The organism is Methylobacterium fujisawaense, assembly GCF_014138435.1.
Lineage (GTDB): Bacteria > Pseudomonadota > Alphaproteobacteria > Rhizobiales > Beijerinckiaceae > Methylobacterium > Methylobacterium fujisawaense.
In genome coordinates this window covers 32,000-53,040 of record NZ_JACJIM010000012.1, presented here as the reverse complement: position 1 = coordinate 53,040, position 21,041 = coordinate 32,000, and the positions used below count along the sequence as shown (strand labels likewise).

At 73.5% G+C, this 21,041-nt stretch carries 21 protein-coding genes and 2 riboswitches; of the genes, 7 read left to right on the top strand and 14 right to left on the bottom strand.

Annotation, left to right across the window (positions count from 1 at the left end; genetic code table 11):
• Window positions 1–2: 2 nt before the first annotated feature.
• On the bottom strand, window positions 3–428 hold the full coding sequence (locus tag GGQ91_RS27120) for a cupin domain-containing protein (RefSeq protein WP_053610489.1): 426 nt from the start codon (window positions 426–428) through the stop codon (window positions 3–5).
• A gap of 777 nt (window positions 429–1,205) precedes the next feature.
• Between GGQ91_RS27120 and GGQ91_RS27115 the strand changes: the two genes are divergently transcribed.
• Complete coding sequence (locus GGQ91_RS27115; RefSeq protein ID WP_182593244.1) at window positions 1,206–3,254, top strand: methyl-accepting chemotaxis protein; 2,049 nt, start codon at window positions 1,206–1,208, stop codon at window positions 3,252–3,254.
• 278 nt (window positions 3,255–3,532) lie between these two features.
• Here GGQ91_RS27115 and GGQ91_RS27110 read toward each other — a convergent pair whose 3' ends face one another.
• Complete coding sequence (locus GGQ91_RS27110; RefSeq protein ID WP_043385904.1) at window positions 3,533–3,787, bottom strand: hypothetical protein; 255 nt, start codon at window positions 3,785–3,787, stop codon at window positions 3,533–3,535.
• Between the two features lie 154 nt (window positions 3,788–3,941).
• The gene (locus tag GGQ91_RS27105) at window positions 3,942–4,799 is read right to left on the bottom strand and encodes a TrmH family RNA methyltransferase (RefSeq protein WP_043385906.1); all 858 of its coding nucleotides are present in this window, start codon (window positions 4,797–4,799) and stop codon (window positions 3,942–3,944) included.
• An 886-nt stretch (window positions 4,800–5,685) separates the two neighbouring features.
• Here GGQ91_RS27105 and GGQ91_RS27100 point away from each other — a divergent pair.
• The 3 genes from GGQ91_RS27100 (at window position 5,686) to GGQ91_RS27090 (ending at window position 7,962) form a co-directional block, all read left to right on the top strand.
• Window positions 5,686–6,780: a replication protein RepA gene (locus tag GGQ91_RS27100; protein ID WP_043385909.1), complete on the top strand. Its 1,095-nt coding sequence runs from the start codon at window positions 5,686–5,688 to the stop codon at window positions 6,778–6,780.
• Between the two features lie 118 nt (window positions 6,781–6,898).
• Window positions 6,899–7,564, top strand: a complete 666-nt coding sequence (locus tag GGQ91_RS27095) for a hypothetical protein (RefSeq protein WP_182593243.1) — start codon at window positions 6,899–6,901, stop codon at window positions 7,562–7,564.
• A gap of 182 nt (window positions 7,565–7,746) precedes the next feature.
• Window positions 7,747–7,962: a hypothetical protein gene (locus tag GGQ91_RS27090; RefSeq protein ID WP_182593242.1), complete on the top strand. Its 216-nt coding sequence runs from the start codon at window positions 7,747–7,749 to the stop codon at window positions 7,960–7,962.
• Between the two features lie 49 nt (window positions 7,963–8,011).
• Here GGQ91_RS27090 and GGQ91_RS27085 read toward each other — a convergent pair whose 3' ends face one another.
• The 7 genes from GGQ91_RS27085 to GGQ91_RS27055 all read right to left on the bottom strand — a co-directional run bounded on the left by GGQ91_RS27085 (window position 8,012) and on the right by GGQ91_RS27055 (window position 15,310).
• Window positions 8,012–8,377, bottom strand: coding sequence for a hypothetical protein (locus GGQ91_RS27085; protein ID WP_043385916.1), 366 nt, complete (start codon window positions 8,375–8,377; stop codon window positions 8,012–8,014).
• 421 nt (window positions 8,378–8,798) lie between these two features.
• Window positions 8,799–10,367, bottom strand: coding sequence for a SulP family inorganic anion transporter (locus tag GGQ91_RS27080; protein ID WP_236961467.1), 1,569 nt, complete (start codon window positions 10,365–10,367; stop codon window positions 8,799–8,801).
• A 3-nt stretch (window positions 10,368–10,370) separates the two neighbouring features.
• A complete protein-coding gene (locus tag GGQ91_RS27075) occupies window positions 10,371–11,048 on the bottom strand; it encodes a carbonic anhydrase (protein ID WP_043385918.1) in 678 nt (225 codons plus the stop codon).
• Between the two features lie 179 nt (window positions 11,049–11,227).
• The gene (locus GGQ91_RS27070) at window positions 11,228–11,557 is read right to left on the bottom strand and encodes a hypothetical protein (protein WP_051044734.1); all 330 of its coding nucleotides are present in this window, start codon (window positions 11,555–11,557) and stop codon (window positions 11,228–11,230) included.
• Between the two features lie 433 nt (window positions 11,558–11,990).
• Window positions 11,991–13,910 carry a sensor histidine kinase gene (locus GGQ91_RS27065; RefSeq protein WP_182593241.1) on the bottom strand — a complete coding sequence of 640 codons (1,920 nt, stop codon included), beginning with the start codon at window positions 13,908–13,910 and terminating at the stop codon, window positions 11,991–11,993.
• Between the two features lie 165 nt (window positions 13,911–14,075).
• Window positions 14,076–14,942, bottom strand: a complete 867-nt coding sequence (locus tag GGQ91_RS27060) for an alpha/beta hydrolase (protein WP_043385924.1) — start codon at window positions 14,940–14,942, stop codon at window positions 14,076–14,078.
• 65 nt (window positions 14,943–15,007) lie between these two features.
• On the bottom strand, window positions 15,008–15,310 hold the full coding sequence (locus tag GGQ91_RS27055) for a hypothetical protein (RefSeq protein ID WP_182593240.1): 303 nt from the start codon (window positions 15,308–15,310) through the stop codon (window positions 15,008–15,010).
• Between the two features lie 184 nt (window positions 15,311–15,494).
• On the opposite strand from GGQ91_RS27055, the gene argE reads away from it, so the two are divergent.
• Window positions 15,495–16,727, top strand: a complete 1,233-nt coding sequence (gene argE, locus GGQ91_RS27050) for an acetylornithine deacetylase (protein WP_182593239.1) — start codon at window positions 15,495–15,497, stop codon at window positions 16,725–16,727.
• 63 nt (window positions 16,728–16,790) lie between these two features.
• Here the strand turns inward: argE and GGQ91_RS27045 are convergent, their stop codons facing one another.
• Window positions 16,791–17,144 carry a hypothetical protein gene (locus GGQ91_RS27045; RefSeq protein WP_246410949.1) on the bottom strand — a complete coding sequence of 118 codons (354 nt, stop codon included), beginning with the start codon at window positions 17,142–17,144 and terminating at the stop codon, window positions 16,791–16,793.
• Window positions 17,145–17,274: 130 nt separating this feature from the next.
• On the opposite strand from GGQ91_RS27045, the gene GGQ91_RS27040 reads away from it, so the two are divergent.
• Window positions 17,275–17,748, top strand: coding sequence for a DoxX family membrane protein (locus GGQ91_RS27040; protein WP_053610478.1), 474 nt, complete (start codon window positions 17,275–17,277; stop codon window positions 17,746–17,748).
• Window positions 17,749–17,770: 22 nt separating this feature from the next.
• Here GGQ91_RS27040 and GGQ91_RS27035 read toward each other — a convergent pair whose 3' ends face one another.
• The 3 genes from GGQ91_RS27035 to GGQ91_RS27025 form a co-directional block, all read right to left on the bottom strand.
• Window positions 17,771–18,376 carry a glutathione S-transferase gene (locus GGQ91_RS27035; RefSeq protein WP_182593238.1) on the bottom strand — a complete coding sequence of 202 codons (606 nt, stop codon included), beginning with the start codon at window positions 18,374–18,376 and terminating at the stop codon, window positions 17,771–17,773.
• Window positions 18,377–18,472: 96 nt separating this feature from the next.
• Window positions 18,473–18,724 (bottom strand): hypothetical protein, encoded by a 252-nt coding sequence (locus GGQ91_RS27030; protein ID WP_182593237.1) that lies wholly within the window; start codon window positions 18,722–18,724, stop codon window positions 18,473–18,475.
• Window positions 18,725–18,915: 191 nt separating this feature from the next.
• Window positions 18,916–19,251 carry a hypothetical protein gene (locus GGQ91_RS27025; protein WP_043345389.1) on the bottom strand — a complete coding sequence of 112 codons (336 nt, stop codon included), beginning with the start codon at window positions 19,249–19,251 and terminating at the stop codon, window positions 18,916–18,918.
• 168 nt (window positions 19,252–19,419) lie between these two features.
• A riboswitch (glycine riboswitch) is annotated at window positions 19,420–19,522 on the top strand.
• Between the two features lie 3 nt (window positions 19,523–19,525).
• Window positions 19,526–19,634: riboswitch (glycine riboswitch) on the top strand.
• A 65-nt stretch (window positions 19,635–19,699) separates the two neighbouring features.
• Here GGQ91_RS27025 and GGQ91_RS27020 point away from each other — a divergent pair.
• Complete coding sequence (locus GGQ91_RS27020; protein WP_043385940.1) at window positions 19,700–20,962, top strand: D-amino acid dehydrogenase; 1,263 nt, start codon at window positions 19,700–19,702, stop codon at window positions 20,960–20,962.
• Window positions 20,963–21,041: the final 79 nt, after the last annotated feature.

Below are 21,041 nucleotides of genomic sequence, written 5' to 3'. Positions count from 1 at the left end.
GCTCACGCCTCGGCGTTGCGCGCCATGAAGGTGGCGGGGCTGCCGTCCTCCGGGTTCACGAAGACGATGTCGGTGGGCGCCCGCCGGGGGGTGTCGATCGCGAGGAACACCACCGGTTCCGCGGGATCGATCTCCGGCATGGCGTGGACCGTGCCCTTCTCGAAGACCAGGAGCTGACCGGGGCCGAATGCGGTCGCGGCGGCCGGGTCGCCCAGCCAGACCGTGCCCCGGCCCGACAGGCAGTAGAGGTACTCGTCGCAGGTGGCGTGGTAGTGCGGCGGAGTCGGCCGGTAGACCCGGAACACCCGGGCGCTCGCGGCCTCCCGGTTGGTCAGATAGGTGTCGACCAGGAGGGTCTGGGCGCTGCCGGGCAGCGCCGCCGCCAGCGCCGCCACGTCGAAGATGCCGGTCCCCGCCGCGTCCGCCATCGCCTCCGCCTCCGACATCACGTCCTCCTCACTCCGAAAACCGTCGCGCACGATCCTGTCCTCGGCCCGCCCGCTCTCGATCGGCGCCGGGGCACGCCGCGGGCTCGCGGGGTCGATCCCCCCGTCATGCTCACCCAGGGTGGTGCGCAGGCGCCCCGCGTCAACGCGGCGAGACAGCCCGTCGAGGCGTGCGCCCCGGCGGCGACGTCCTGCGGGCCGCCCATCCTGCGGGCCGCCCATCGCGCGCCGGGACGGGAACGCCCGGGGCCGCCACAGGCTCCTGCGCTTGCGGAGCCGGAAATCAGCCGCTCCGGGTCGTCGATCGGGGTGACGAGCGGGGTGACGAGAGCGACGATCCCGGCCCGGGGGGCGGCGGTGGCGGAGACGACGCGGGCCGGGGCGCGGAAGGGCGCAGCTGTCGCCCCCTGCTGGAGAGGACCCGGCGGTTCAGGGCGCTCCGGCGGCGGCGGTCCCGCATGACCCGGCGCAGGGTCACGATCCCGCGCCCCGCAATAGAACCGGGGGAGCGAATTCCCCGGACGGCCTCCGCCGAAGTACCGCCGCTGATGAAAGACGGCCCGCCCCCGCACGGGCGATCCCCGGAACCGATGATCCCCGCGCTGAAGACCTGGCAAACCTGCACACCGACAGCGCCGCCCCGATCGAAACTGCCATCCGATCAGGCAGAGCTGCACCGAATCCGGGCAGGTCAACATAACCAGATCTTTATGACCTGCGGCCAAGCTCCGTTCTGTTCTCCGAGATGTCCTGCCGCCGATGATCCTCCTCTCCTCGCTTCGCGCCCGGATCCTGGTCGTGGCGCTCGCCCCCAGCCTCGCCTTCGCGGGGGCCGCCGGCTGGACGGTGTCCGACCAGTGGGCGCGGCGCGCCGAGATGGACCGGGTGGAGAGCCTCGTCGGCCTCGCCTCGCGGATCAGCGCCTTCGTGCATGAGGCCCAGCGCGAGCGCGGCGCCTCCAGCCTGTTCCTGGGCGCGAAGGGCGCACAGTTCGGGCCCGAACTCGCCGCCCAGCGCGTGCGCACCGACGCGGCGCTCGCAGACCTTCCCGGGGCGATGGCGGCGGCCACGCAGTACGGCCCGGCCTTCGCGGCGCGCGGCGCGGGTTTCGGCCAAGCGCTCGCCGGGCTCGCCGACCAGCGGCGGGCGGTGGACGCCCTGACGGCCGGCGTCCCCCAGGCGGCCGGCTACTACACCGGCCTGATCGGCGAGGGGCTCGGGCTCGTGCGGGCGATGGGCGGGGCGATCGACGAGGCCGGCCTCGCCGCCCGGGCGAACGCCTACGCGGCCTTCCTGGCCATGAAGGAAGCCGCCGGCCAGGAGCGGGCCGCCGCCTCGGCGGTCTTCGCCTCCGGCAACCTGGACCTCGCGGCCGCGCGCCGGCTCGCCACCCTCGCGGCCGAGCAGGCGACCTATGCGGGCCTGTTCCGGGCCGGGGCCGAGGCCGCCCAGACGACCCTGCTCGACGCCGCCGAGGCGACCGAGCCGGCCCGGGCGGTCGCGCGCCTGCGCAGGATCGCCCAGGAAACGATGCCGGGGACGCCGCTCGCCTTCCGCGACGCGCCTTCCTGGTTCGGCCTCGCCACGCAGCGCATCGATGCCCTGAAGGGCGTGGAGGACCGGCTCACCGCCGATCTGGAGGCCGCCGCCGGCGCCCTGCGCGCCCGGGCGGACCGGATGCTGACCCTCTGGATCGCCGGAGGCCTCGCCCTGTTCGCCCTCTCGGCCGGCCTCGCGGTCTGGCTCGGCACCGCGATCGCGCGCCCCCTCGCCCGGATGGCGCAGGTTCTGACCGCGATCGGCCGGGACCAGGGGACGGCCGATCTGGCGATCCCGTCGGGGGGCCCGCGGGAGGTCCGGGCGATCGCCGCCGCCGCCGTCGCCTTCCGCGACAGCGTCGCCGAGCGTCGCGCCGCCCGGGCCGCGCAGGAGCGGCTCGCCGCCGAGGCGAGTGCCGCGCAGCGCGCCGCCGCCCTGGGCCTCGCCGACAGCTTCGAGCGCCAGGTCGGCGGCATCGTCGCGGCCGTCTCGGCGGCCGCCGCCCAGCTGGAGGCCTCCGCGCACGGCATGGCCCGGACCGCGCAGGACACCACGGATCTCAGCCGGACGGTGGCCGGATCCGCCGATTCGGCCGCGCGCTCGGCCGACACGGTGGCGGCGGCCACCGAGGAACTCACCGCCTCGGTCCGGGAGATCGGCGTACAGGTGGGGGCCTCGGCCGACCTCGCCGCCGCCGCGACCCGGGACGCGGACGGGACCGCCGGCGAGGTGCACCGTCTCGCCCAGGCGGCCGGGAGCATCGGGGAGATCGTCGCGATCATCTCGCAGATCGCCGGTCAGACCAACCTGCTGGCGCTCAACGCCACGATCGAGGCCGCCCGCGCCGGCGAGGCGGGCCGCGGCTTCGCGGTGGTCGCCGCCGAGGTCAAGGACCTCGCCACCCAGACCAGCCGGGCCACCGAGGAGATCGCCGCCAAGGTCGCCGAGATCACCGGCTCGACGGAGGCCTCGGTCCGGTCCATCGGCAGCATCACCGAGGTGATTCGCAACCTCGCCCGGATCGGGGCCGAGATCGCCGCCATGGTCGAGGAGCAGGGCGCGGCCACCGCGGAGATCGCCCGGACCACCGCCCAGACCTCGCAGGACACCCGCGGGGTCTCGGGGCACATGGCGGGCGTCGGCGAGGCCGCCGCCGCGGCCAGCCGGGGCTCCGAACAGGTGCTGCGGGCAGCAGGGGACCTGTCCCGCCAAGCGAGCGACCTGCGGGAGGCCGCGGAGGGCTTCCTCACCCGGATCCGGGCGGCTTGAGCCGGGGCTTCCGAAGGGCGCGCCCTCGGACGGGGTGTCGGGGCGGCGCCCCGGCGTCACCGGGCCGTGCCCGACGGCAGGGCACCCCCTGCACCCGCGAAGGGTCCCGGCGCCTTCGAATCCGGGATCTGTCGTGGGTCCTGCCGCGGCCCAACGCCGGGACGCCCCGCGCCCTCAGTGCACGCCGGCCTCCGGAAGGGTGCCGGAAGGTCAGGAGCGCCACATCGATCTGGCCGAGGCGGTGAGCGCGCGGATCCGGCGCGGCCGAATCGGCGGGCTCAGTCGGGAATCGCGAACCCGATCGACAGGCACAGGGCCGCGACGGCCGTCAGCGCCACGGCGGCCTGACGGACCTGATGCCAGCGCGCGCTGCGCGCGCGCTCCTCCGGGCTGGCGCCCAGCTGCAGCTCGTCGTCGAAGCCCCTCACGAAGGATTCGAAACTCGGAAAGGCACGCCGCGCGAGCCAAGTCCATACGCCGACAGCGACCAGGCCGACGGCCCAGCCGCCATAGGTCATCACATCGTCCAGCATCCGGACGCAGCCTTCCAGCCTACGCCCCCCTCATCCACAACTCTACGGGAAGTTGCGGAAACTGCCTAGTCGGAAGAGGGGCTTCCGGCGCCGGTTCCGTGTTTCCGAACGTGTCTCGACCGGGCCGTCGGTCCGCGTCGCGGTCAGGCCTCGGTCAGGTCTCGGTCCGGCCGAGGGCGTAGAGGGTGATGGCGGCGGCGTTCGAGACGTTGAGGCTGCGGATCGCCCCCGCGAAGGGGATCCGCGCCAGCAGGTCGCAGCAGCTCCGGGTGCGCTCGCGCAGCCCCTTGCCCTCGGCGCCCAGCACGATCACCAGCGGCCGGGCGACCGTCACGGCGTCGAGGCTTTCCGGCGCGTCGGAATCGAGGCCGACCCGGGTGAAGCCGCGTTCCCCCAGGGCGATCAGCGCCTCGGCGAGGTTCCGGACGGTCACGAACGGCACGTGCTCCAGGCCGCCGGAGGCGGATTTCGCCAGGACCCCGGTTGCGCCCGGGGCGTGGCGCGCCGTGGTGACGATCCCCGCCACCCCGAAGGCCGCGGCGGTGCGGACGATCGCCCCGACATTGTGCGGGTCGGTGATCTGGTCGAGCGCCAGCAGCAGCGCGTCGGCGGGCAGATCGTCGAGCCCCGGGGCGGGCAGGGGCTCGGCCTCGAGATACAGCCCCTGGTGGACGGCGTCCGGTCCGAGCAGGCGGCCGATCTCGCTCGGCCGGACCAGTTCCGGGGTGATCCGCAAGGCGCCGCCGAACTCCGCCTCCAGCCGTGCCGCCGCGTTCTCGGTGGCGAGCAGCCGCTGCAGGCCGCGCTGCGCATTGCCCAGGGCCTGAACCACGGGATGCCAGCCATAGAGCACGGCCGGCCCGTCGCCGTCCGCCTCCCGCTGGCGGCCCGCCGCGCCGGGACGGCTGCCGGGGCGGTTGCCGGGCCGCAGAGCCGGACGTCGGGGCCCGTGCGGGCGATTCGGGGCGGGGCGACCGCCGGACGGACGGCCGTCATCGCGGCGGTCCGTCATCGGGATTCGATCGGGAAGGGAGGCATCGGCACGCTCTTCATCTGAGGGCCCTCTGGGACGGCTCCGAGAAACCGGGCGGCATCGCCCGCGTCAAGCCGCCATCGCGGGGATCGCGACGGTCCCCGTGACGAAGCCGGCCGGCCCGCCGCCATCCAGGCTCTGCGGATCGTCAAGCGGCGACGGCGGCAATTCGAGGGAATGTGGAAAACCATCATACATTCCCTTCGTACCCTGTGCGCTTCCGGTGCGGTCAGGGTTCGTTCGTCAGAACGAACGGGCTCTCCGACACTAGGAAGATTATCTGAAAGAGTCTTTCAGAGAGTCAGTTCGGCAAGTTATATGCAATCCGAAATTCCTCATTCTGGCCATGGGGTTGATGTGGTTTTGCGCATCCGACTCTGCGTGGGTGCGCATCGAACTCTGCGCGACCGCGTATCGGATTCTGCGCCGGACCGGCGACGTGGCGTATCGGAATCTGCGCGGCCGCGTATCGGATTCGGCGGGGATTCCGGCCCGCGCCGGTGGATAACGGGGACGGAACGCGGGCGGGTGGGCGTATCGGACTCTGCGTGGGATCGGGCGGCGGACGGACCCCGTATCGAACTCTGCGTCGCGCGGGGCCGGAGGGGCCCCGGAGAGCCGAGAGGGGCGGAGCGGGGGCGGAGCGGGATCGAAGCAGGATTGGAGCGGGGATGGAGGGGGGCCGCGGTCACCCGGCCCCGGTCATGCGCCTGCATTCGGGGGCGGGCCGGGAGCGGGGAAGCGTGGATTGCCGGGACAAGCCCGATCGAACCGGGTCCGCGGCGTCCGAATCGTGGCATGGCAGGATCGGGCCGTTCTCCCGTTCGCCGGACGAACGCGCCCCTGTGCCGCGGACCGAGGGGCGATGAGCATCGAGGAGAAGATCGCCGGGATCCACGACCCGGACCTGCAGGCCGAGATCGAGGCGGCGCGCGGCGGCTTCCTGTTCGCGCAGATCGTGGAGCACGTGCTCCACCGTCAGCGCGAGCGCGATGCCCAGGCCGCCCTCCTGGGTGAGGAGGAGAGCCGCCGGGCCGGCCTGTCGCGCGACCAGCGCCGCCGCGACGCGGTGCGCCTCGTGATCGAGAGCGAGCCGGCGCTCCCGTCGAGCCTCCAGCACATCCATTCGGTCCTGGCGCTGTGCGGCCTGCCCTACCGCGACCCCGGGCCGGTGCGCGAATTCTCCCGCAGCTACGGGCGCAACTCCCTCAGCCTGATCGCCGGCCGGATCAAGGATCCGGAGACGGGCGCCTTCGAGCCCCAGGGGCTGCCCTACGGCCCGAAGGCCCGGCTGGTCTTGCTGCACCTCTGCACCGAGGCCGTGCGCCAGCGCAGCCCCACCGTGAAGGTGGCCGAGACCCTGTCGGGCTTCATGCGCGAGATGGGCTTCGCGGTCACGGGGGGCGAGCGCGGCACCATCCGCCAGTTCAAGGAGCAGCTGAACCGGCTGGCCGCCTGCTCCATGCAGATCGGCCTCTGGGACGGGCGCGACAGCGCCACCACCCTCAACGTTCCGCCGTTCCGCAGCCTGGAACTGTGGCGCCCCCGCGCCGGCGAGGGGGCCGACGAGGCGGGGCGCACGGTGCGCTTCGACCCCGAATTCTACGAGACCCTGATCCGGCACGCCCTGCCGGTGGACGTGCGGGCGGCCCGGGCCTTCTCGGGCTCGGCGCGCAAGCTCGACCTGCTGTTCTGGACCGGCTACCGCCTGCGGTCGCTGCAGCGCCCGCTCCGCCTGACCTGGGCCAACCTCCACGCGCAGTTCGGCGCTGAGAACGCCTCGATCCGCAGCTTCCGGCAGGCGTTCAAGGCGGATCTCGCGCATCTGCGCGAGGTCTTCCCGCGGCTGCCGCTGGTCCTCGACGAGGGCGGCCTGACCCTGCATCCGGCCGATCCGAGCACGCTGCTCGTGCCGCCCAGGCCGGCCGCCAAGGGAATGCGCAAGCGGGCAAGGGAATAAGGCTCGCCGGATGGAATATTCCGACTGTCGCCCAGGCGGAACGGAATATTCCGACATTGAGTATTCCCACCGGTGCTGAGAACGGGTAGATGTTCCCTCAGGTCGGAGGGACCATCGCGTGGGCCTGTCGGAATCCGAGATCGAGGCGCGGCTCGCCGCGTTGCGGCGCCAGCGCGAGGCCCTCGACCGGCAGATCGCCGACCTCGTGCTCTACCTCGAGCTCGGCCGCCGCCTGGGAGCCGCCGGATCCGGGGCGAGGGCGGCATCGGATCCGGTCCCCGAGCCGGGGGCGCGCCTTCGCGGAGACCCGGCCGACGATCCGGCGCTGGGGGACCCGGGCGTGCCGGGGGATCGGTCCGGACCGGCGGCGGAGGATTCCGGCGCGCCGCGCGGACGACGGGGGGCGGAAGCCCGTCCGGAAGTGCGTCCGGAGGCGCGTCCCGTGGTCCGGCCCGATGCCGCCGGCGCCCGCGGCGCCATCCCGCCGGCCATCGCCTTCACGGAGGATGCCGCCGGCGCCCGCCGCTACGGCCGGGCCGTGGTGGAGGCGGCCTGCGCGGCGATCGGGCGCGCGGGCCGGCCGCTGCACGCGGCCGAGATCCTGGAGGTGCTCGTCGGGCAGGGCTTCACCCTGCCCGGCCGGGATCCGGTGGCGGCCCTCAACACGCGGCTGTGGAAGCGGTCCGGGCCGGGCGGGCCCCTGAGCCGGGTCGGTGAGGCCACCTACGCCCTGGCGCCGCCGGATCCGGAACCCGCCCGAGGGGGCCCGGTCACGCAGACGTGACGCCCGGCCGGGTCGCCCGCGCCCGCATGTTCGGGCACGCCGGCCGGCACGGCCGACCGCCTGCGGGTCAAGCCGGGCATCGGCAGCCTCAGCCGGGGAGGGCGTGCCATGGACACGGTCATGAACACCGTCATGGACCCGATCGGCCGGATCGACCGGCATCGGACGACCGGGACGCCGCGATGACGGCGGCCTTCGCGACGCCGGCCGCGCAGCTGTGCATCTTCCTTCTCGGCTGCGCGGTGATCCACGCCGCCCGCGCCCATGCGGATCTGATCACGCGGCCGCTCGCGGTCGCGGCCGTCGCAGCGGCCGTGCTGGTCCTCCTCGTCGCCTCCCTCGACCACGCCCCGGAGGACGAGACCTTCGACGCGGTCGCGGTCTACGGGGCTTCCTGAGCCGGCGACCGGGTCCGGGGTAGAGTCCGGCACGGCCCGGGCGGACCGCTCAATTGACGAGGCAGAAGCCGAGACCGGTGCCGACCCGCCGCTCCTGCGCGCACCACGGCTTGGGCGTGGCGGACGGGGCCTTCAGGCTGGCGGTCGTCTGCGCGGCGTCGGCCGCGGTGCTGCGGAGCGCGAGGCTGCCGGGGGGCGTCGGGACCGGGTCGGGACGGGCCGCGTCCGGATCGGGAACGGATCCCAGGCGCAGTCCCGGTGCCACCCCGCCGTCCGGCATCGGGACGGGGGCGCTCGCCGCCACCGGCTGGGCGGGATCGGGCGGATGCAGCGTCGCAAGGCCGGGCATGTCCTGCGCCGCCGCGGCGCCGCACAGGACCAGGCATGCGGCCGAAGCCGCGAGGAACCTGATCATCGACGAAGCTCCTGACGAGTACCATTCCGCGGCCGATCCCGCGCAGCGGGCCTGCCGTAGCGGCGAGTCTGGCGGTCCGCCCGTTAAGGGGGCGCGAAGATTCAGGATTAACCGGTTGTGAAAACGATGGAATTCCGGGTTCCGACGAACCCGGGCGGCTCCCGGCCCGCGTCGGGACGGACCGGAAGGCGGCCCCGTCGACCGGTTGCCGCGACCGTCTGCCGCGACGCGGACAGGCCCGGGGGCGCCGTCCGCTCGGATCCGCGCGGAAACGTCGGGGCGCGTCGCAGGACCCACGGTCCCGCCTTCGGACCCCGCCCGGACCCCGCCGCCCGCCCCGCGTCCGCTTCGGGCCCGCGTCCGAACGGCCTGCTCCGACGCGCCCTGTGCCGAAGGGTCTGCCCCTTCGGCACAGGGCTTCCTAGTGGGCCGGGGCCGCCACCGCGGCGGCGAGCCGGTCGTGCGGGACTCCCGACCCGCCGACCACGGCGATCCGGCTGCCGGCGGCGCTGCGCCGGCTCGCCCAGTCGCCGATCATCTCCAGGCAGGTGTGGTCGATGGCCGCGAGGTTGTCGGTGGCGAGGCGGACCTCGCCACCCTCGGGGGTACGCTCCAGGGCCGCCGTGAGGCTCGGAAGCTGCAGGAAGGTCGCCGCCCCCGACAGGCGCAGCTCCGGCACGCCGGGCACCTCCGGGGCCGCCGCGTGCTCGATCCGGAGCCGGCCCTTGCGCAGGCTCGGCAGGGCCTGGATGAGGCTCAGGGCGAGGCCCGTGAGCACGCCGGAGAGCAGGTCCACCGCCACCACGGTGGCCATCGTGGCCAGCCAGATCGCGGCGGTCAGCCAGCCGTAGCGGGCCTGCAGGTGCAGGGCGTGGGCCGGGCTCGCCAGTCGCCAGCCGGTGACCACCAGGATGCCGGCGAGGCTCGCGGTCGGCACCAGGGCGAGCAGCCAGGGCAGGGCGAGCAGGAAGGCCAGGATCCAGGTCCCGTGCATCACCGTGGCGGCCCGGCTCACCGCCCCCGCCTGGACGTTGGCCGAGGAGCGTACGATCACCCCGGTCATCGGCAGCGCGCCGAGGAGTCCGCAGATCAGGTTGCCGATGCCCTGGGCGCCGAGCTCCCGGTTGAAGCGGGTGCGGGGGCCGTCGTGCATCCGGTCGACAGCGGCCGCCGAGAGCAGGCTCTCGGCGCTGGCGATCACCGCGATGACCAGGGCCATGATCAGGATCTCGGCCTCGGCGAGGCGCGCCCAGGCCTCGGCCCCCGGCAGGGCGAGTCCGGAGAAGAGCGCCTCCGGCACCGCCACGCGCTTGACGGCGAAGCCACCGAGGCCGGCCGCCAGGCTGCCCGCCAGCACGCCGACGAGCGCCCCGGGCAGGAGCCGGAGCCGCGCCGGGCGCAGCCGCTCCCAGGCGATCATCGCCGCGATGGTGAACCCGCCGACGATCACGGCGCCGGTGCGGTCGCCCGTGCCGGTGACGAAGTCGAAGAACGCGGCCGGGATCGCCACGAGGTTGTCCAGGCCGCTCGCCCGGGGGAGGGCGTCGGTCAGGACGTGGATCTGGGCCAGGACGATCAGGATCCCGATGCCGGCCAGCATGCCGTGCACCACGGCCGGCGAGATCGCCCGGAACCAGCCGCCGATCCGCAGGGCGCCGGCGGCGAGCTGGACGAGGCCCGCCACCACCAGGACCGGGCCGAGGGCGTCGAGCCCGTGCGCCTGCACGAACCCGTACACGATCACCGCGAGCCCCGCGGCGGGCCCGCTGACCTGGAGCGGCGAGCCCGCGATGAGGCCGACCACGATGCCGCCGACGATGCCGGTGACGAGACCGCGTTCCGGCGGTACGCCGGACGCGATGGCGATGCCCATGCACAGGGGCAGCGCCACCAGGAAGACCACAACGGAGGCGGGCAGGTCCCGGGCGAGGTTCGTCCGGATGGCGCCGCCCGGGGCGAGGGCGGCGGTCAGGCTGCTGGGGATCCGCATGGGTCAGGCCGCCTGCAGGCGGCTGCCGGTGGAGGAATCCTGCGCCACGGGCATGTCGGCCCCGGCGATCGGCCGGAAGCGCCCGTTCGCGCCGTCATAGGCCAGGAGGGCGCCGGTCTCGATCTCGAAGAACCAGCCGTGCAGCCGCAGGGACCCCTTGGCGAGGGCGGCAGCGACGCTCGGATGGGTGCGCAGGTTGGCGAGCTGGACCACCACGTTCTCCAGGGCCAGGGCGTGGTGACGGGCCTGCGCGTCCATCCCCTCGGGATAGGCCTCGCAGACGATCCGCTCGGCGGCCTCGGCGTGGCGCAGCCAGGACGCGACGCTGGGCATCCGCTTGAGCAGATCCCGGTTCATCAGCCCCTTCATGGCGCCGCAATCGGAATGGCCGCAGACCACGATGTCGCGCACGCCCAGCGCCACCACGGCATACTCGATCGCCGAGGAGACGCCGCCGACCACGTCGGAGGCCGGGGGCACGATGTTGCCGGCGTTGCGGCAGACGAACAGGTCCCCCGGCCCCGCCTGGGTGATGTGCTCCGGCGAGACCCGGGAATCCGCGCAGGCGATGATCAGCGCGCTCGGCTGCTGACCGTCGCGCACGAGCTGCTGGTACATCTGCCGCTGTCCGGGAAAGACGTTGCCCTGGAAGCTGGCGATGCCCTGGATGATGTTGTTCATGAAGGGGTCTCTGACGCTGGGAGAACCGGGGGAGAAACCGGGGCGGGCACACCGCTCGGGCCGCACGACCCGTCCCGAGGGGGGTGGGTCGTGCGGCCCGAGCGTTTGGGTCGGGGTGAAGGTCCCCCGGCCAGGCCGGGGGGAGGAAGGCGAGTCGTCCCGGAGCCGGGCGGGCGGTCTCAGCGTCGGGCCCGGCGGGGCTCTACGGTTCCGGACGCCCAGTGGGGATCGACCGCGCGGCGGCGCGCCACCGTGGTGCCGGCCCTCTCGTGGAGCATCGGCGCTCCGAGGAGCTGACCGGTCCCGGCGCGCTGCGAGTGCAGGGAGCGCGGGTCGTGATGGGGATCGCTGACGTAGGAACTCATGTGGCCCCCGCCGGCCGCCTGGCGGCTCCCTCCGCCGCCTTCGCCGGCCTGCGCGGCCAGGGGCGCGCCGAGGAGTCCGGCCAGGAGGCCCAGGGCGAGGCCGACGGTGGTGCCGCGGATCGGGACGTGTCGTGACTGGGGCATGGCGTTTCCTCGCGCGTTCGTCTTGTGGCCGGGGACACCGAATCCCTGCCGGTCAGTCGAACATAGTCAAACTCTTGCAAATCTCATGTGCGTCTCAGCACATCACATCAATGAAGACTTTAATCCATCACCAATGTACTACAGAGTGTGTTTGCGCACGTCTTTGTCTCGTCACGAAATCATTGCCGGGATTAAAGCCGGATCTGGTTCCGATGCGCCGGATCGGGCTCTGTCGGGCCATGGGGCCGGGCCATGGGGCCGGACCGTGGGGCCGGACCGTGGGGCCGGACCGTGGGGCCGGACCGTGGGGCCGGACCGTGGGGCCGGGCTAAGGGGCCGGGCTAAGGGAATGCGCGGCCGCTGTCCCGACGCCGCGAGGCGGGGTCGATGTCGGGGCGGAACGGGAGGGAGAGCCGATCGGGCCGGAGCGGGATCAGGCCCGTCCGGCCTGCAGACGCGGCGTGGGCTGCGCGGCCGCGCGGCCGGGGGCGGGCAGGGGATTGGCCGCCCTGTAGACGACGCCCGCAGCCTCGTAGGTGAGGCTGGCGGTCCTGTTCCCGGCAAAGCCTCGCTCCAGCAGGCGGGTGCCGAATCCCTTCCGCGTCGGCGGGACGACCGGGGGGCCGCCGCACTCGCACCATGTCACCCGGAGGGTATCGGTGTCTGGGCCGGCCTCCACCGTCCAGACCAGCGCCGCGCGACCGCCCGGAACCGACAGGGCGCCATGCTTGACCGCGTTGGTGCACAATTCGTGCAGGATCATCGTGAGCGCCAGCGCGCCCTCGGGCGGCAGCCGCAGGTCGGGACCTTCCAGGCTGATGCGCGGCGGCAGCGCACCGGATGAGGTCTGGCTCGCCAGATCGCTGCCGGACCGAGCGCCCCCCGGGACTTCCGCGCCCAGGAAGGGCCGCATCGCCTGGGTCGCGACGCCGCGCAGGTCCGCGCTCGCCCAGCTCTCGCGGGTCAGGATGTCGTGGGCCCGCGACAGGGCGAGCAGCCGCGCCTCGAAGGCGTCGCGCCCGGCCGCGGCGTCCCCGCCGAGGTTCTTCAGGCTCTGGGCCGCCATCGCCTGCACGGTGGCGAGGGTATTCTTCACCCGATGGTTCAGTTCATCGATCAGCAGCCGGTGGGTGTCCGCGCGCCGGGCGAGCTCGTCCGCCGCCGCGCCCAGGGCGTCGGCGATCATCGCGCCTTCGCGCACGAAGGCGCGGGGCAGCGGCGGCGGCCGCTGGTCGCGGCCCAGCGTCTCGGCGGCCACCGCCAGGTCCAGCAGCGGGCGGGCGATCAGGCCGGCGAGCAGCCACGCGAGCAGTGCCGCCGCGAGCGCCACCACGCTGCCCGCCACCAGGATGTCCCCGCGCAGGGCCGCCACCGCGGTCAGGGCCCGGTCGGCCGTCTGCCGCACCACCACCTGCCAGCCGAGACCGGGATAGTCCCGGTGACCGGTCGTGGACGCGTGGGCGCTCAGATACGCCGCGGCGCCGTCGGGCCAGGGCCCGACCCGGCTCGTGCCCTGCGGATCGAGGGATCTGTCGCCGGTCAGGACCGCCCGGGGCAGGGCGGCGCCCTGCAGGGCGGGCGGACCGAGGAGCACGGTGCCGTCGCGGGACAGGATCAGGATCTCGGCCCCCTGGCGATGGCCCCGGAGCGCGCCTTCGAGGATGCGCGCCATGTCGCGCGCCCAGGTCCAGTCGAGATGGGCGGCCAGCACTCCGAGGACGCGGCCGTCCGGCGACCGGACCGGGGCCGCGACATCGACGAGGCGCAGCGGCTCCCGCGCCGCCCCGCGCGCACCGGTGTCGACCGGGGGCATCAGACTCTGGAGGAGCTTGGCCGGATGCACGTCCCCGACATAGGGTCCCTCGAGGCCGCCGCGGAAATAGTCCCGGCCGGAGACGTCCGCGCCCTCCAGGGCGCCCGTGCTGGTCGCGGATACGCGCCCGTCGGCGTCGACCAGCCCGATGATCGAATAGGCCGGGTAGGTCGCCTGGAGCCGCTCCATCACGGCGCGCTTGGCCGCCGTCGCGGTTCCGGGATCGCGCAGGCTGTCCGAGGCGGCGGCGATCTGGATGTCGCGCCAGCGCTCGAACATCCCGATATCGAGGTTCCGGGCCATCTGGCCGGCGATCTCGGCGAGCTGGCCGCCGACCTCCGCCTCGAGCCGTCGGGTCGCCTCCCGGCTCACAAGGGCGGCGAGCGCCAGGGTCGCCAGGAAGCCGAGGGTGCCGAAGCCCAAAGCCAGGACGACGCGCAGCCGCGGCGTGCCCCATCCGCGGCCGCGGCGGTCGGCCCGGTCCGCGGGATCGGCGCGGGCCGCCGCCGCAGGGGTTTCCGATCGCGCGACCGCTTGCATCCGATCTCCCTCGGATCCGGCCGGCTCCCGGAGGAGGGAGATCGCGCCCGCACCCCCGTCTCAGCACGCGCCGCGGGCCTCAGCAAGACGGGAGCGGTCTCCGGCGATGCGAAATTTCTATCGGGAGTTGTAAATACGCCCGGAATCGTCCCATTGCCCAGATCGTCAGCCCTCGAGGAGGGCATGGGCCGCCCGGACAAGGATCCCGCCCGGCCGGCGCAGGGCGTCGAGCACCGAGAAGTGCTCGGCATCGGGCACCGGCAGCAGGGCCCCCGGGGCGTGGGCCGCCGCCCGCAGGGCGTGCAGGTTGCGGGCGTCGTGGATCAGCGCCGGCAGTTCGCGCGAGCCGTAGGCGATGCAGAGCGGCTTCGCCACCGCCGGACGGCGCAGGGGGGACAGGGTCTCGACCTCCGCGTCGGTGAGGCTCAGCTTGGCGTCCAGCTCGGTCTGGCGGATCGGCGCGAGGTCGTAGACGCCGGAGATGGCCAGCCCCGCCGCCACCGCCGGATGGCCCAGATGCAATGCGGTGAGCAGCCCGCCGGCCGACCAGCCCGACAGGATCAGGGGGCCGCGGATCCCGTGCGCGGCCCCGTGGGCGGCGAGCCAGTCGAGGGCCGCGCCGATCTCCGCCACGATCCGGGTGAGGCTCGCCTCCGGCGCCAGGGTGTAGCCGACCATCGCCACCGACCAGCCGGCGGCGTTCGGGCCCTGCGCGAAGCAGGCGAACAGCTCCCGCGCGCCGCGCTGCCAGTAGCCGCCATGGATGAAGACCAGGCAGGGCGCCGCCCCGTCCCGGGCCGGGTAGAGGTCGAGGGCGTTGCGGGGGCCCGGGCCGTAGGGCACGTCGAGGCCCGCCGGATGCGCGGCCCGGTAGGCGGCCGAGGCGGCATTCCGGGCGGCCACCTGGGCGGCGCTGTCGGCCACCGCGCGGGTGTTGTCGTAGCAGGCGTCCCGCGCCTCCTGCGCGAGGGCGTTCCAGCGGCGGCGCGGATCCGCGGGGGTCGGATCGTCCAGGCGGAACTCCAGCACCATCGTGTCCGTCTCAGGCCTTCGGTCGCCCGCACCATGGCAGGCGGTCGGGCCCGGGTCGAGGCGGATCAGAAGCCGGGCCAGGCCCCCGGGAGGGTGCCGCCGTACCCCCAGCCCGTGAAGGGCGGGGCCGCGACCCGCTCGCGCGTCGCCGGAGCGAAGGCCGGGACGAGCGGCCGCTGCCAGACCCGCCAGTCCGGCCGGTCCCGCGCCGCCCTTCGGGCGAGCGTCCGGTCCATGTCGGACGCGACGCGATGGCGCGGCGTCCCGGCCGGTGGCCGGGCCTCGGCCGGGGCGGCCAGCAGCAGGGCCGCCGGCAACAGGGTCGCGAGGATCGGGGCGGCGCGGATCGGGGCGGGACGGCGACGCATGGTTCGGGCTCCCAGGGGCGGTCTCCGGCGGCCTCCCCCGAGAGCGACGCTCGGACGCCGCACCGGTTCCCGGGACCGGTCGGGCGGTCCGGGCGTTGCCCGGGATCCCCGAAGCGCCGAAAACCCCGTAGGAATCCGGGCGCCCCATCCGGGCCGATTCGCGCGCGGTTGCAGGACGCCATCCATGACAGAGCCCGCACAGACCGTCCTGCCGCCCTCCGGCCCGCCCGATCCGGTGGCGCTGCTCAGGACGCTCGTCGCCTTCGACACGGTGAGCGACCGCTCGAACCTGCCGCTGATCGACTGGGCCGAGGCCTATTGCCAGGGCCACGGCGCCGCGGTGGAGCGGGTGCCGGATCCGACCGGCCGGAAGGCGGCGCTGCTGGTCAGCGTCGGGCCGTTCGAGACCCGCCCCGGCTACGTGCTCTCCGGCCACAGCGACGTGGTGCCGGCCGAGGGCCAGCCCTGGTCGTCGGACCCGTTCGCCCTGCGGGAGGCGGGGGGGCGGCTCTACGGGCGCGGCACCTCCGACATGAAGGGGTTCCTCGCGGTCTGCCTCGCGCTCCTGCCCGAAATGGTCGCGGCGGATCTCGCCACCCCGATCCACCTCGCGATCTCGTACGACGAGGAGGTGGGGTGCCTCGGCGTGCGCCCGCTGATCGCCCGGATGCTCGAGCGCGTGCCGCGGCCGCTCGGCTGTTTCGTGGGCGAGCCCACCGGGATGGATGTGGTGGTCGGCCACAAGGGCAAGTCGGCCGCCCGCCTCACCTTCCGGGGCAGGGCCAGCCACTCGGCCCTGGCGCCCCAGGGTGTCAACGCGGTGGAATACGCCGCCCGCTTCATCGAGCATGTCCGCCTGTCCGCGGAGACCATCGCCCGGGACGGGGCCCGCGACCTGCTCTACGACGTGCCCCACACCACCGGCCTGTCGAGCGTGGTCCGGGGCGGCACGGCGCTCAACATCGTGCCCGACACCTGCAGCGTCGCGTTCGAGTACCGGGCGATCGGCGCGGACGATGCCGCGGCGCTGGCGGCCGCGGCGATCGGGTACGCCACCGGGACGCTGGCGCCGCTGATGCGGGCCGGCGATCCGGCCTGCGGCGTCGATGTCGAGCCGCTGATCGATTATCCGGGCCTCGACACCGATCCGGAGGCCGAGATCGTGACCCTGGCCAAGCGCCTCGCGGGCCGCAACGGCCACGCCAAGGTTTCGTACGGCACGGAGGGTGGGCTGTTCGAGCGGCTCGGCGGCGTGCCCGCCGTGGTGATCGGACCGGGCTCCATCGCCCGGGCCCACCGGGCCGACGAGTACGTCACCCGGGACGAACTTGAGGCGTGCGCGGGCTTCGTGCGGCGGCTGATCCGCACCTGCACGACCGGCTCCGCGTCATCGTCCCGAGGGGCGCTCCCAGTCTGAACCAACATCCGCGCCGGTCGAGCGCGCTTCCGGCCCGCAGGGCGTCCGCCGCGTGGCGCGATTTCACCAGGGGATGCGGCCGAAGCGGTCGACCAGCCGCCGGGACTCGGCTTCGCTCTCGGCTCTCGACGTCCCGCCCTGGCCGACATCCGAGCTTCCGGAGCCGGGATGCACCAGGCGGCACACCAGCGGCAGGACGAAGTTGTGGCGCGCGAGGTGTATGTTGGGGCCGCCGAGCCGAAGCACGTCGGCGTGCCACGGGCGGATCTGAACGGCGTTCTCGAGAGTGCCGGGCGCCGTCGCCTCGACGAGGTGGGCGCGGCGCAGGCCGGTCTCGGCTGAGGCGTCCGAGTCTGCGTTGCCGGGATGCCGCCCGTGATCGAAGACGCGCTGCGCACCGCCGGGGCCGGCCCGCACAGGGCGCTTCGGGGGCCAGGATCTGCACGCGGCCGGCGGGGCCGCGCGAAACCTTTGCGCCGCTCGCGGCTTGGATCAGCGCCTTGGATCGGCGGCCCGAACCGGGCCGGATCGGGAGACCGTTCAGCGCATGGCCAGCCTCAGCGTCGCAATCGCGTTCAGCGTCCGCCTGCTCCTCGTGCTGCTGTTCCTGCCGTTCAGCGCCCTCGACAAGATCCTGAACTTCCGGGGCGCGGTCGGGCAGGCGCGGGAGGCCGTGCACGCCACGGCGTTCGCAACGGTGCTGATCCTGATCGGGCTCGGCGTCGAGATCGGGATGTCGCTCTGCATCCTGACCGGGGTCGCCGACCGGGCCGCCGCCTTCGTGCTCGCCGGCTATTGCGGGGTGACGGCGCTGCTGTGGAAGCAGTTCTGGGTGCCGGGGGATTTCTGGGCGGGGGGCAAGGGCCGCGCGCTGTTCTGGGATTTTTTGAAGAACTTCGCCCTGGCGGGCGGCTTCCTGCTCATCACCTTCGGCACGGGCGCCGGGACGGTCCAGGACTTCCTCGCCGATCCCCTCGGCTCGACCCATCCCTACGCGATCGCGGACCGGGCCCGGCCGTAGCGGGGCCCGGCGCGGCGGGAGCTCAGCCCTTCGGCACGGTGGCCGCCATGGAGGGCCGACGCTCGAACTGCGCGTACCAGGCCGCGACCGCCGGACGGCCCTCCCGCCACGTGAGATCGGGAAAGCGCAGGTCCAGGTAGCCGAGCCCGCAGGCCATCGCGACCGTGCCGATATCCAGTGCCGGCATCCCGCCGACCAGGCTCTCGAACCGGTCCAGCGCCGCGCGGATCTTGCCGATCTGGCCGGCCTCCCAGGCGTCCCAGCGCTGGGGCTCGGGGCGGAGCACGCGCTCGTAGCGGGCGAGCAGCGCGGCATCGAGCAGCCCGTCGGCCAGCGCCTGCCGGGTCAGCGCGTCCCAGCGGGCGGCGCCTTCGGGGAACAGGCGCGGCCCGGACGAGAGGCCGTCGAGATACTCGCAGATCACCCGGCTGTCGTAGAGGGCGGTGCCGTCCTCCAGGACCAGGGCGGGAATCTTGCCCAGCGGATTGTGGGCGGCGACCTCCGCGGAGGGCCCGGTCGGCGAGGCCCCGGCGACGGTGACGGCGATCCGGTCGATCAGTCCCGTCTCGTGGGCGAGGACCAGCACCTTGCGGGCATAGGGCGAGGCGGGGGAGTAGAGGAGCTTCATCGGACCGTCCCGGTTGGTCTTAGGCGCCGTGGTCGCGGCGCCGGGACCTTGCACCGATGCCGCGGGGAATCCAGCCCCCGGCGCCCCGCCGGAGGCTCAGACCTTCCGGGTCATCCTGGAGCCGGCATGGACCACCCGGCTCCGGCTCCGGCTCGGGCGTCGCGCCCGCATCCGCGAGCGCCAGACGAGGATGGCGCTCGCCACCCGATCGAGGGCGAGCATGCACAGGCTGCCGACGATGGCCAGCACGCAGGCGGCCCCGATCAGGACGCCCCAGATCCCGGGAGCCGGGATGATCATCAGGCACAGGAGGCCGAAGACGGCCGCGCCAGGAATCCATTTCGCCATCGCGCCGTCCGCCTGAACAAGAAGGGTGTCGCTCGGACGGAACCTGCGCCGAGACCCTTAAAGAGTGCTGGATCAACTGATGTTCAGGCCTGAGATTTTATCTTCAGGCTATTATAATATGTCAGTATAGGTTTATATGCGGTAAACTTGCCGTTGCGTTCGAGCGGAGATTGACCTTCCGAGGCCGGGTCCTAATCCACCAGCGACATGGTGCGCCCGGTGCTGACCAGATGGTAGAAGCGGCCGTCGAACATCTCCATCACCGCCTCGGTGGCGGCGTGCGATTCCGGGCGGATCGGAGAGGCGAGGCAGGCATCCAGCGCCGCCTGATCGGGGAAGTCCATCTCCAGGATCATGGCGATCGGCCGCGCGTCGGCGTCCTTCGAGACCACGCGCTGGATCCGCACGGCGGTGACGCCCGGGAATCGCCGCCAGAACGGCTCCAGCTCGTCCCGGACCCGGCGGAAGAATTCCTCTTCCCGGGCGTCGCGCACCCTGCCCTCGTAGATCGCGGTCCTGGTCAGCATCGGGGTGTCTCCCGGAGAATCCAGCGTCAACCGGCGGCGGCCGGGATCGCTCCGGCGGAGAGCGTGGGTGGCGGTGACAACGCGCAGCGGCTGTCGGTGAAATCGGCCGCCGGCGGGACGGGCGGGCTTCTCCCCTGCGGCCGATCGGCGTATCCAGGGACAGCCCATCGTGACGATGCGGGAGAGACCGGGATCTTCCCAGCAGAGGGGACCCGGCGCCGACGGAGCAACCGCCCCGGAAACTCTCAGGCACCGGAACCGTGTCGTCAGGGCGATCTGGAGAGAGGTGCAGCGGGGGAACCCGTGGGCACCCGCCGAAGGGGACGTCCGTACTTCGCCGCGCCAGGGCGGGACGGATCAAGCTCTCAGGCACCGGGACAGATGGGGCGCGCAACCGGCCGACCGCTTGAGGCGGCCTCCACGCGTCCACGTCCCGGAGTCCAAGCCCATGACCCACATCGCCGTGATCGGCGCCGGCATCACCGGCGTGACGACCGCCTATGCGCTCGCCCAGCGCGGCTACCGCGTCACCGTCCTCGACCGGCAGCGCTACGCCGCCATGGAGACCTCCTTCGCCAATGGCGGCCAGCTCTCGGCCTGCAACGCCGAGGTCTGGAACAAGCTCTCCACGGTGATGCAGGGCCTGCGCTGGATGATGCGCCGGGACGCGCCGCTGCTGATGAATCCCAAGCCCTCCTGGCACAAGCTGTCCTGGATGGCCGCGTTCGTCCGCGAGATCGCCCATTACCGCGAGAACACCGTGGAGACCGTGCGGCTGGCCCTGAAGGCCCGGGAGGCGCTGTTCGCCATGGCCGAGGCCGAGGGGATCGACTTCGACCTGAAGACCCGCGGCATCCTGCATTTCTACCGGGACCGGGCGAGCTTCGAGAAGGCGACCGGAGTCAACGCCCTGCTGCGGGAGGGCGGCCTCGAGCGCTACGCCGTGACTCCGGAGGAGATCCGGGCGATCGAGCCGACGCTGGCCGGGACCTATCACGGGGGCTTCTTCACGCCCTCCGACGCCACCGGCGACATCCACAAATTCACCCGGGGGCTCGCCTCCGCCTGCGCCCGCAGGGGTGTCCGCTTCGTCCAGGACGCCAGCGTCGAGACGATCGCGCCGGGGGAGGGGGGCTATGACATCGGCTGGCGCGCTGCGGGCCATCCTGCCGGGGACACGCAGGTTCTGCAGGCCGACGCGGTGGTGATCTGTGCGGGCTGCGCCAGCCGGCATTTCGCCGCGATGCTCGGCGACCGGGTCAACGTCTACCCGGTGAAGGGCTACTCGATCACCGTGAACCTGCTGACTCCGGAGGCCCAGAAGGCGGCCCCCGAGGTGAGCATCCTCGACGAGGCGGCCAAGATCGTGACGAGCCGGCTCGGCGACGAGCGCCTGCGGGTCGCCGGCACCGCCGAGTTCAACGGCTTCAACCGCGACATCCGCCACGACCGGATCCAGCCGCTGGTCGACTGGACCCGCGAGCAGTTCCCGCTGGTCGACACCGACCGGGTGGTGGCCTGGAGCGGCCTGCGCCCGATGCTGCCGAACATGCTGCCCAAGGTCGGTCGCGGCCGCCGGCCCGGGGTCTTCTACAACACCGGCCACGGCCATCTCGGCTGGACCCTCTCGGGGGCCACCGCCGAGATCGTCGCCGGAGCGATCGCCGCCGAGCACGCCCCGGAGCGGACGATCCTGCCGCTCGCGGCCTGAGAGGCCCGGGTTTCCAAAGGGCTTGAAGCCCTTTGGCGGGTTGTCGGGGCGGAGCCCTGACGAGGCGGGCCCCGCCCGC

Bases quoted from the DNA above. Each gene is read 5' to 3' on its own strand.
- GGQ91_RS27105 (WP_043385906.1), bottom strand. From the start codon at position 4,799: ATGACGGACCGCCGCGATGACGGCCGTCCGTCCGGCGGTCGCCCCGCC.
- GGQ91_RS27080 (WP_236961467.1), bottom strand. From the start codon at position 10,367: ATGCGGATCCCCAGCAGCCTGACCGCCGCCCTCGCCCCGGGCGGCGCC.
- GGQ91_RS27035 (WP_182593238.1), bottom strand. From the start codon at position 18,376: ATGAAGCTCCTCTACTCCCCCGCCTCGCCCTATGCCCGCAAGGTGCTG.
- GGQ91_RS27100 (WP_043385909.1), top strand. From the start codon at position 5,686: ATGAGCATCGAGGAGAAGATCGCCGGGATCCACGACCCGGACCTGCAG.
- GGQ91_RS27020 (WP_043385940.1), top strand. From the start codon at position 19,700: ATGACCCACATCGCCGTGATCGGCGCCGGCATCACCGGCGTGACGACC.
- GGQ91_RS27055 (WP_182593240.1), bottom strand. From the start codon at position 15,310: ATGCGTCGCCGTCCCGCCCCGATCCGCGCCGCCCCGATCCTCGCGACC.
- GGQ91_RS27025 (WP_043345389.1), bottom strand. From the start codon at position 19,251: ATGCTGACCAGGACCGCGATCTACGAGGGCAGGGTGCGCGACGCCCGG.
- GGQ91_RS27060 (WP_043385924.1), bottom strand. From the start codon at position 14,942: ATGGTGCTGGAGTTCCGCCTGGACGATCCGACCCCCGCGGATCCGCGC.
- GGQ91_RS27030 (WP_182593237.1), bottom strand. From the start codon at position 18,724: ATGGCGAAATGGATTCCTGGCGCGGCCGTCTTCGGCCTCCTGTGCCTG.
- GGQ91_RS27110 (WP_043385904.1), bottom strand. From the start codon at position 3,787: ATGCTGGACGATGTGATGACCTATGGCGGCTGGGCCGTCGGCCTGGTC.
- GGQ91_RS27090 (WP_182593242.1), top strand. From the start codon at position 7,747: ATGACGGCGGCCTTCGCGACGCCGGCCGCGCAGCTGTGCATCTTCCTT.
- GGQ91_RS27085 (WP_043385916.1), bottom strand. From the start codon at position 8,377: ATGATCAGGTTCCTCGCGGCTTCGGCCGCATGCCTGGTCCTGTGCGGC.
- GGQ91_RS27120 (WP_053610489.1), bottom strand. From the start codon at position 428: ATGGCGGACGCGGCGGGGACCGGCATCTTCGACGTGGCGGCGCTGGCG.
- GGQ91_RS27040 (WP_053610478.1), top strand. From the start codon at position 17,275: ATGGCCAGCCTCAGCGTCGCAATCGCGTTCAGCGTCCGCCTGCTCCTC.
- GGQ91_RS27070 (WP_051044734.1), bottom strand. From the start codon at position 11,557: ATGCCCCAGTCACGACACGTCCCGATCCGCGGCACCACCGTCGGCCTC.
- GGQ91_RS27075 (WP_043385918.1), bottom strand. From the start codon at position 11,048: ATGAACAACATCATCCAGGGCATCGCCAGCTTCCAGGGCAACGTCTTT.
- argE (WP_182593239.1), top strand. From the start codon at position 15,495: ATGACAGAGCCCGCACAGACCGTCCTGCCGCCCTCCGGCCCGCCCGAT.
- GGQ91_RS27065 (WP_182593241.1), bottom strand. From the start codon at position 13,910: ATGCAAGCGGTCGCGCGATCGGAAACCCCTGCGGCGGCGGCCCGCGCC.
- GGQ91_RS27115 (WP_182593244.1), top strand. From the start codon at position 1,206: ATGATCCTCCTCTCCTCGCTTCGCGCCCGGATCCTGGTCGTGGCGCTC.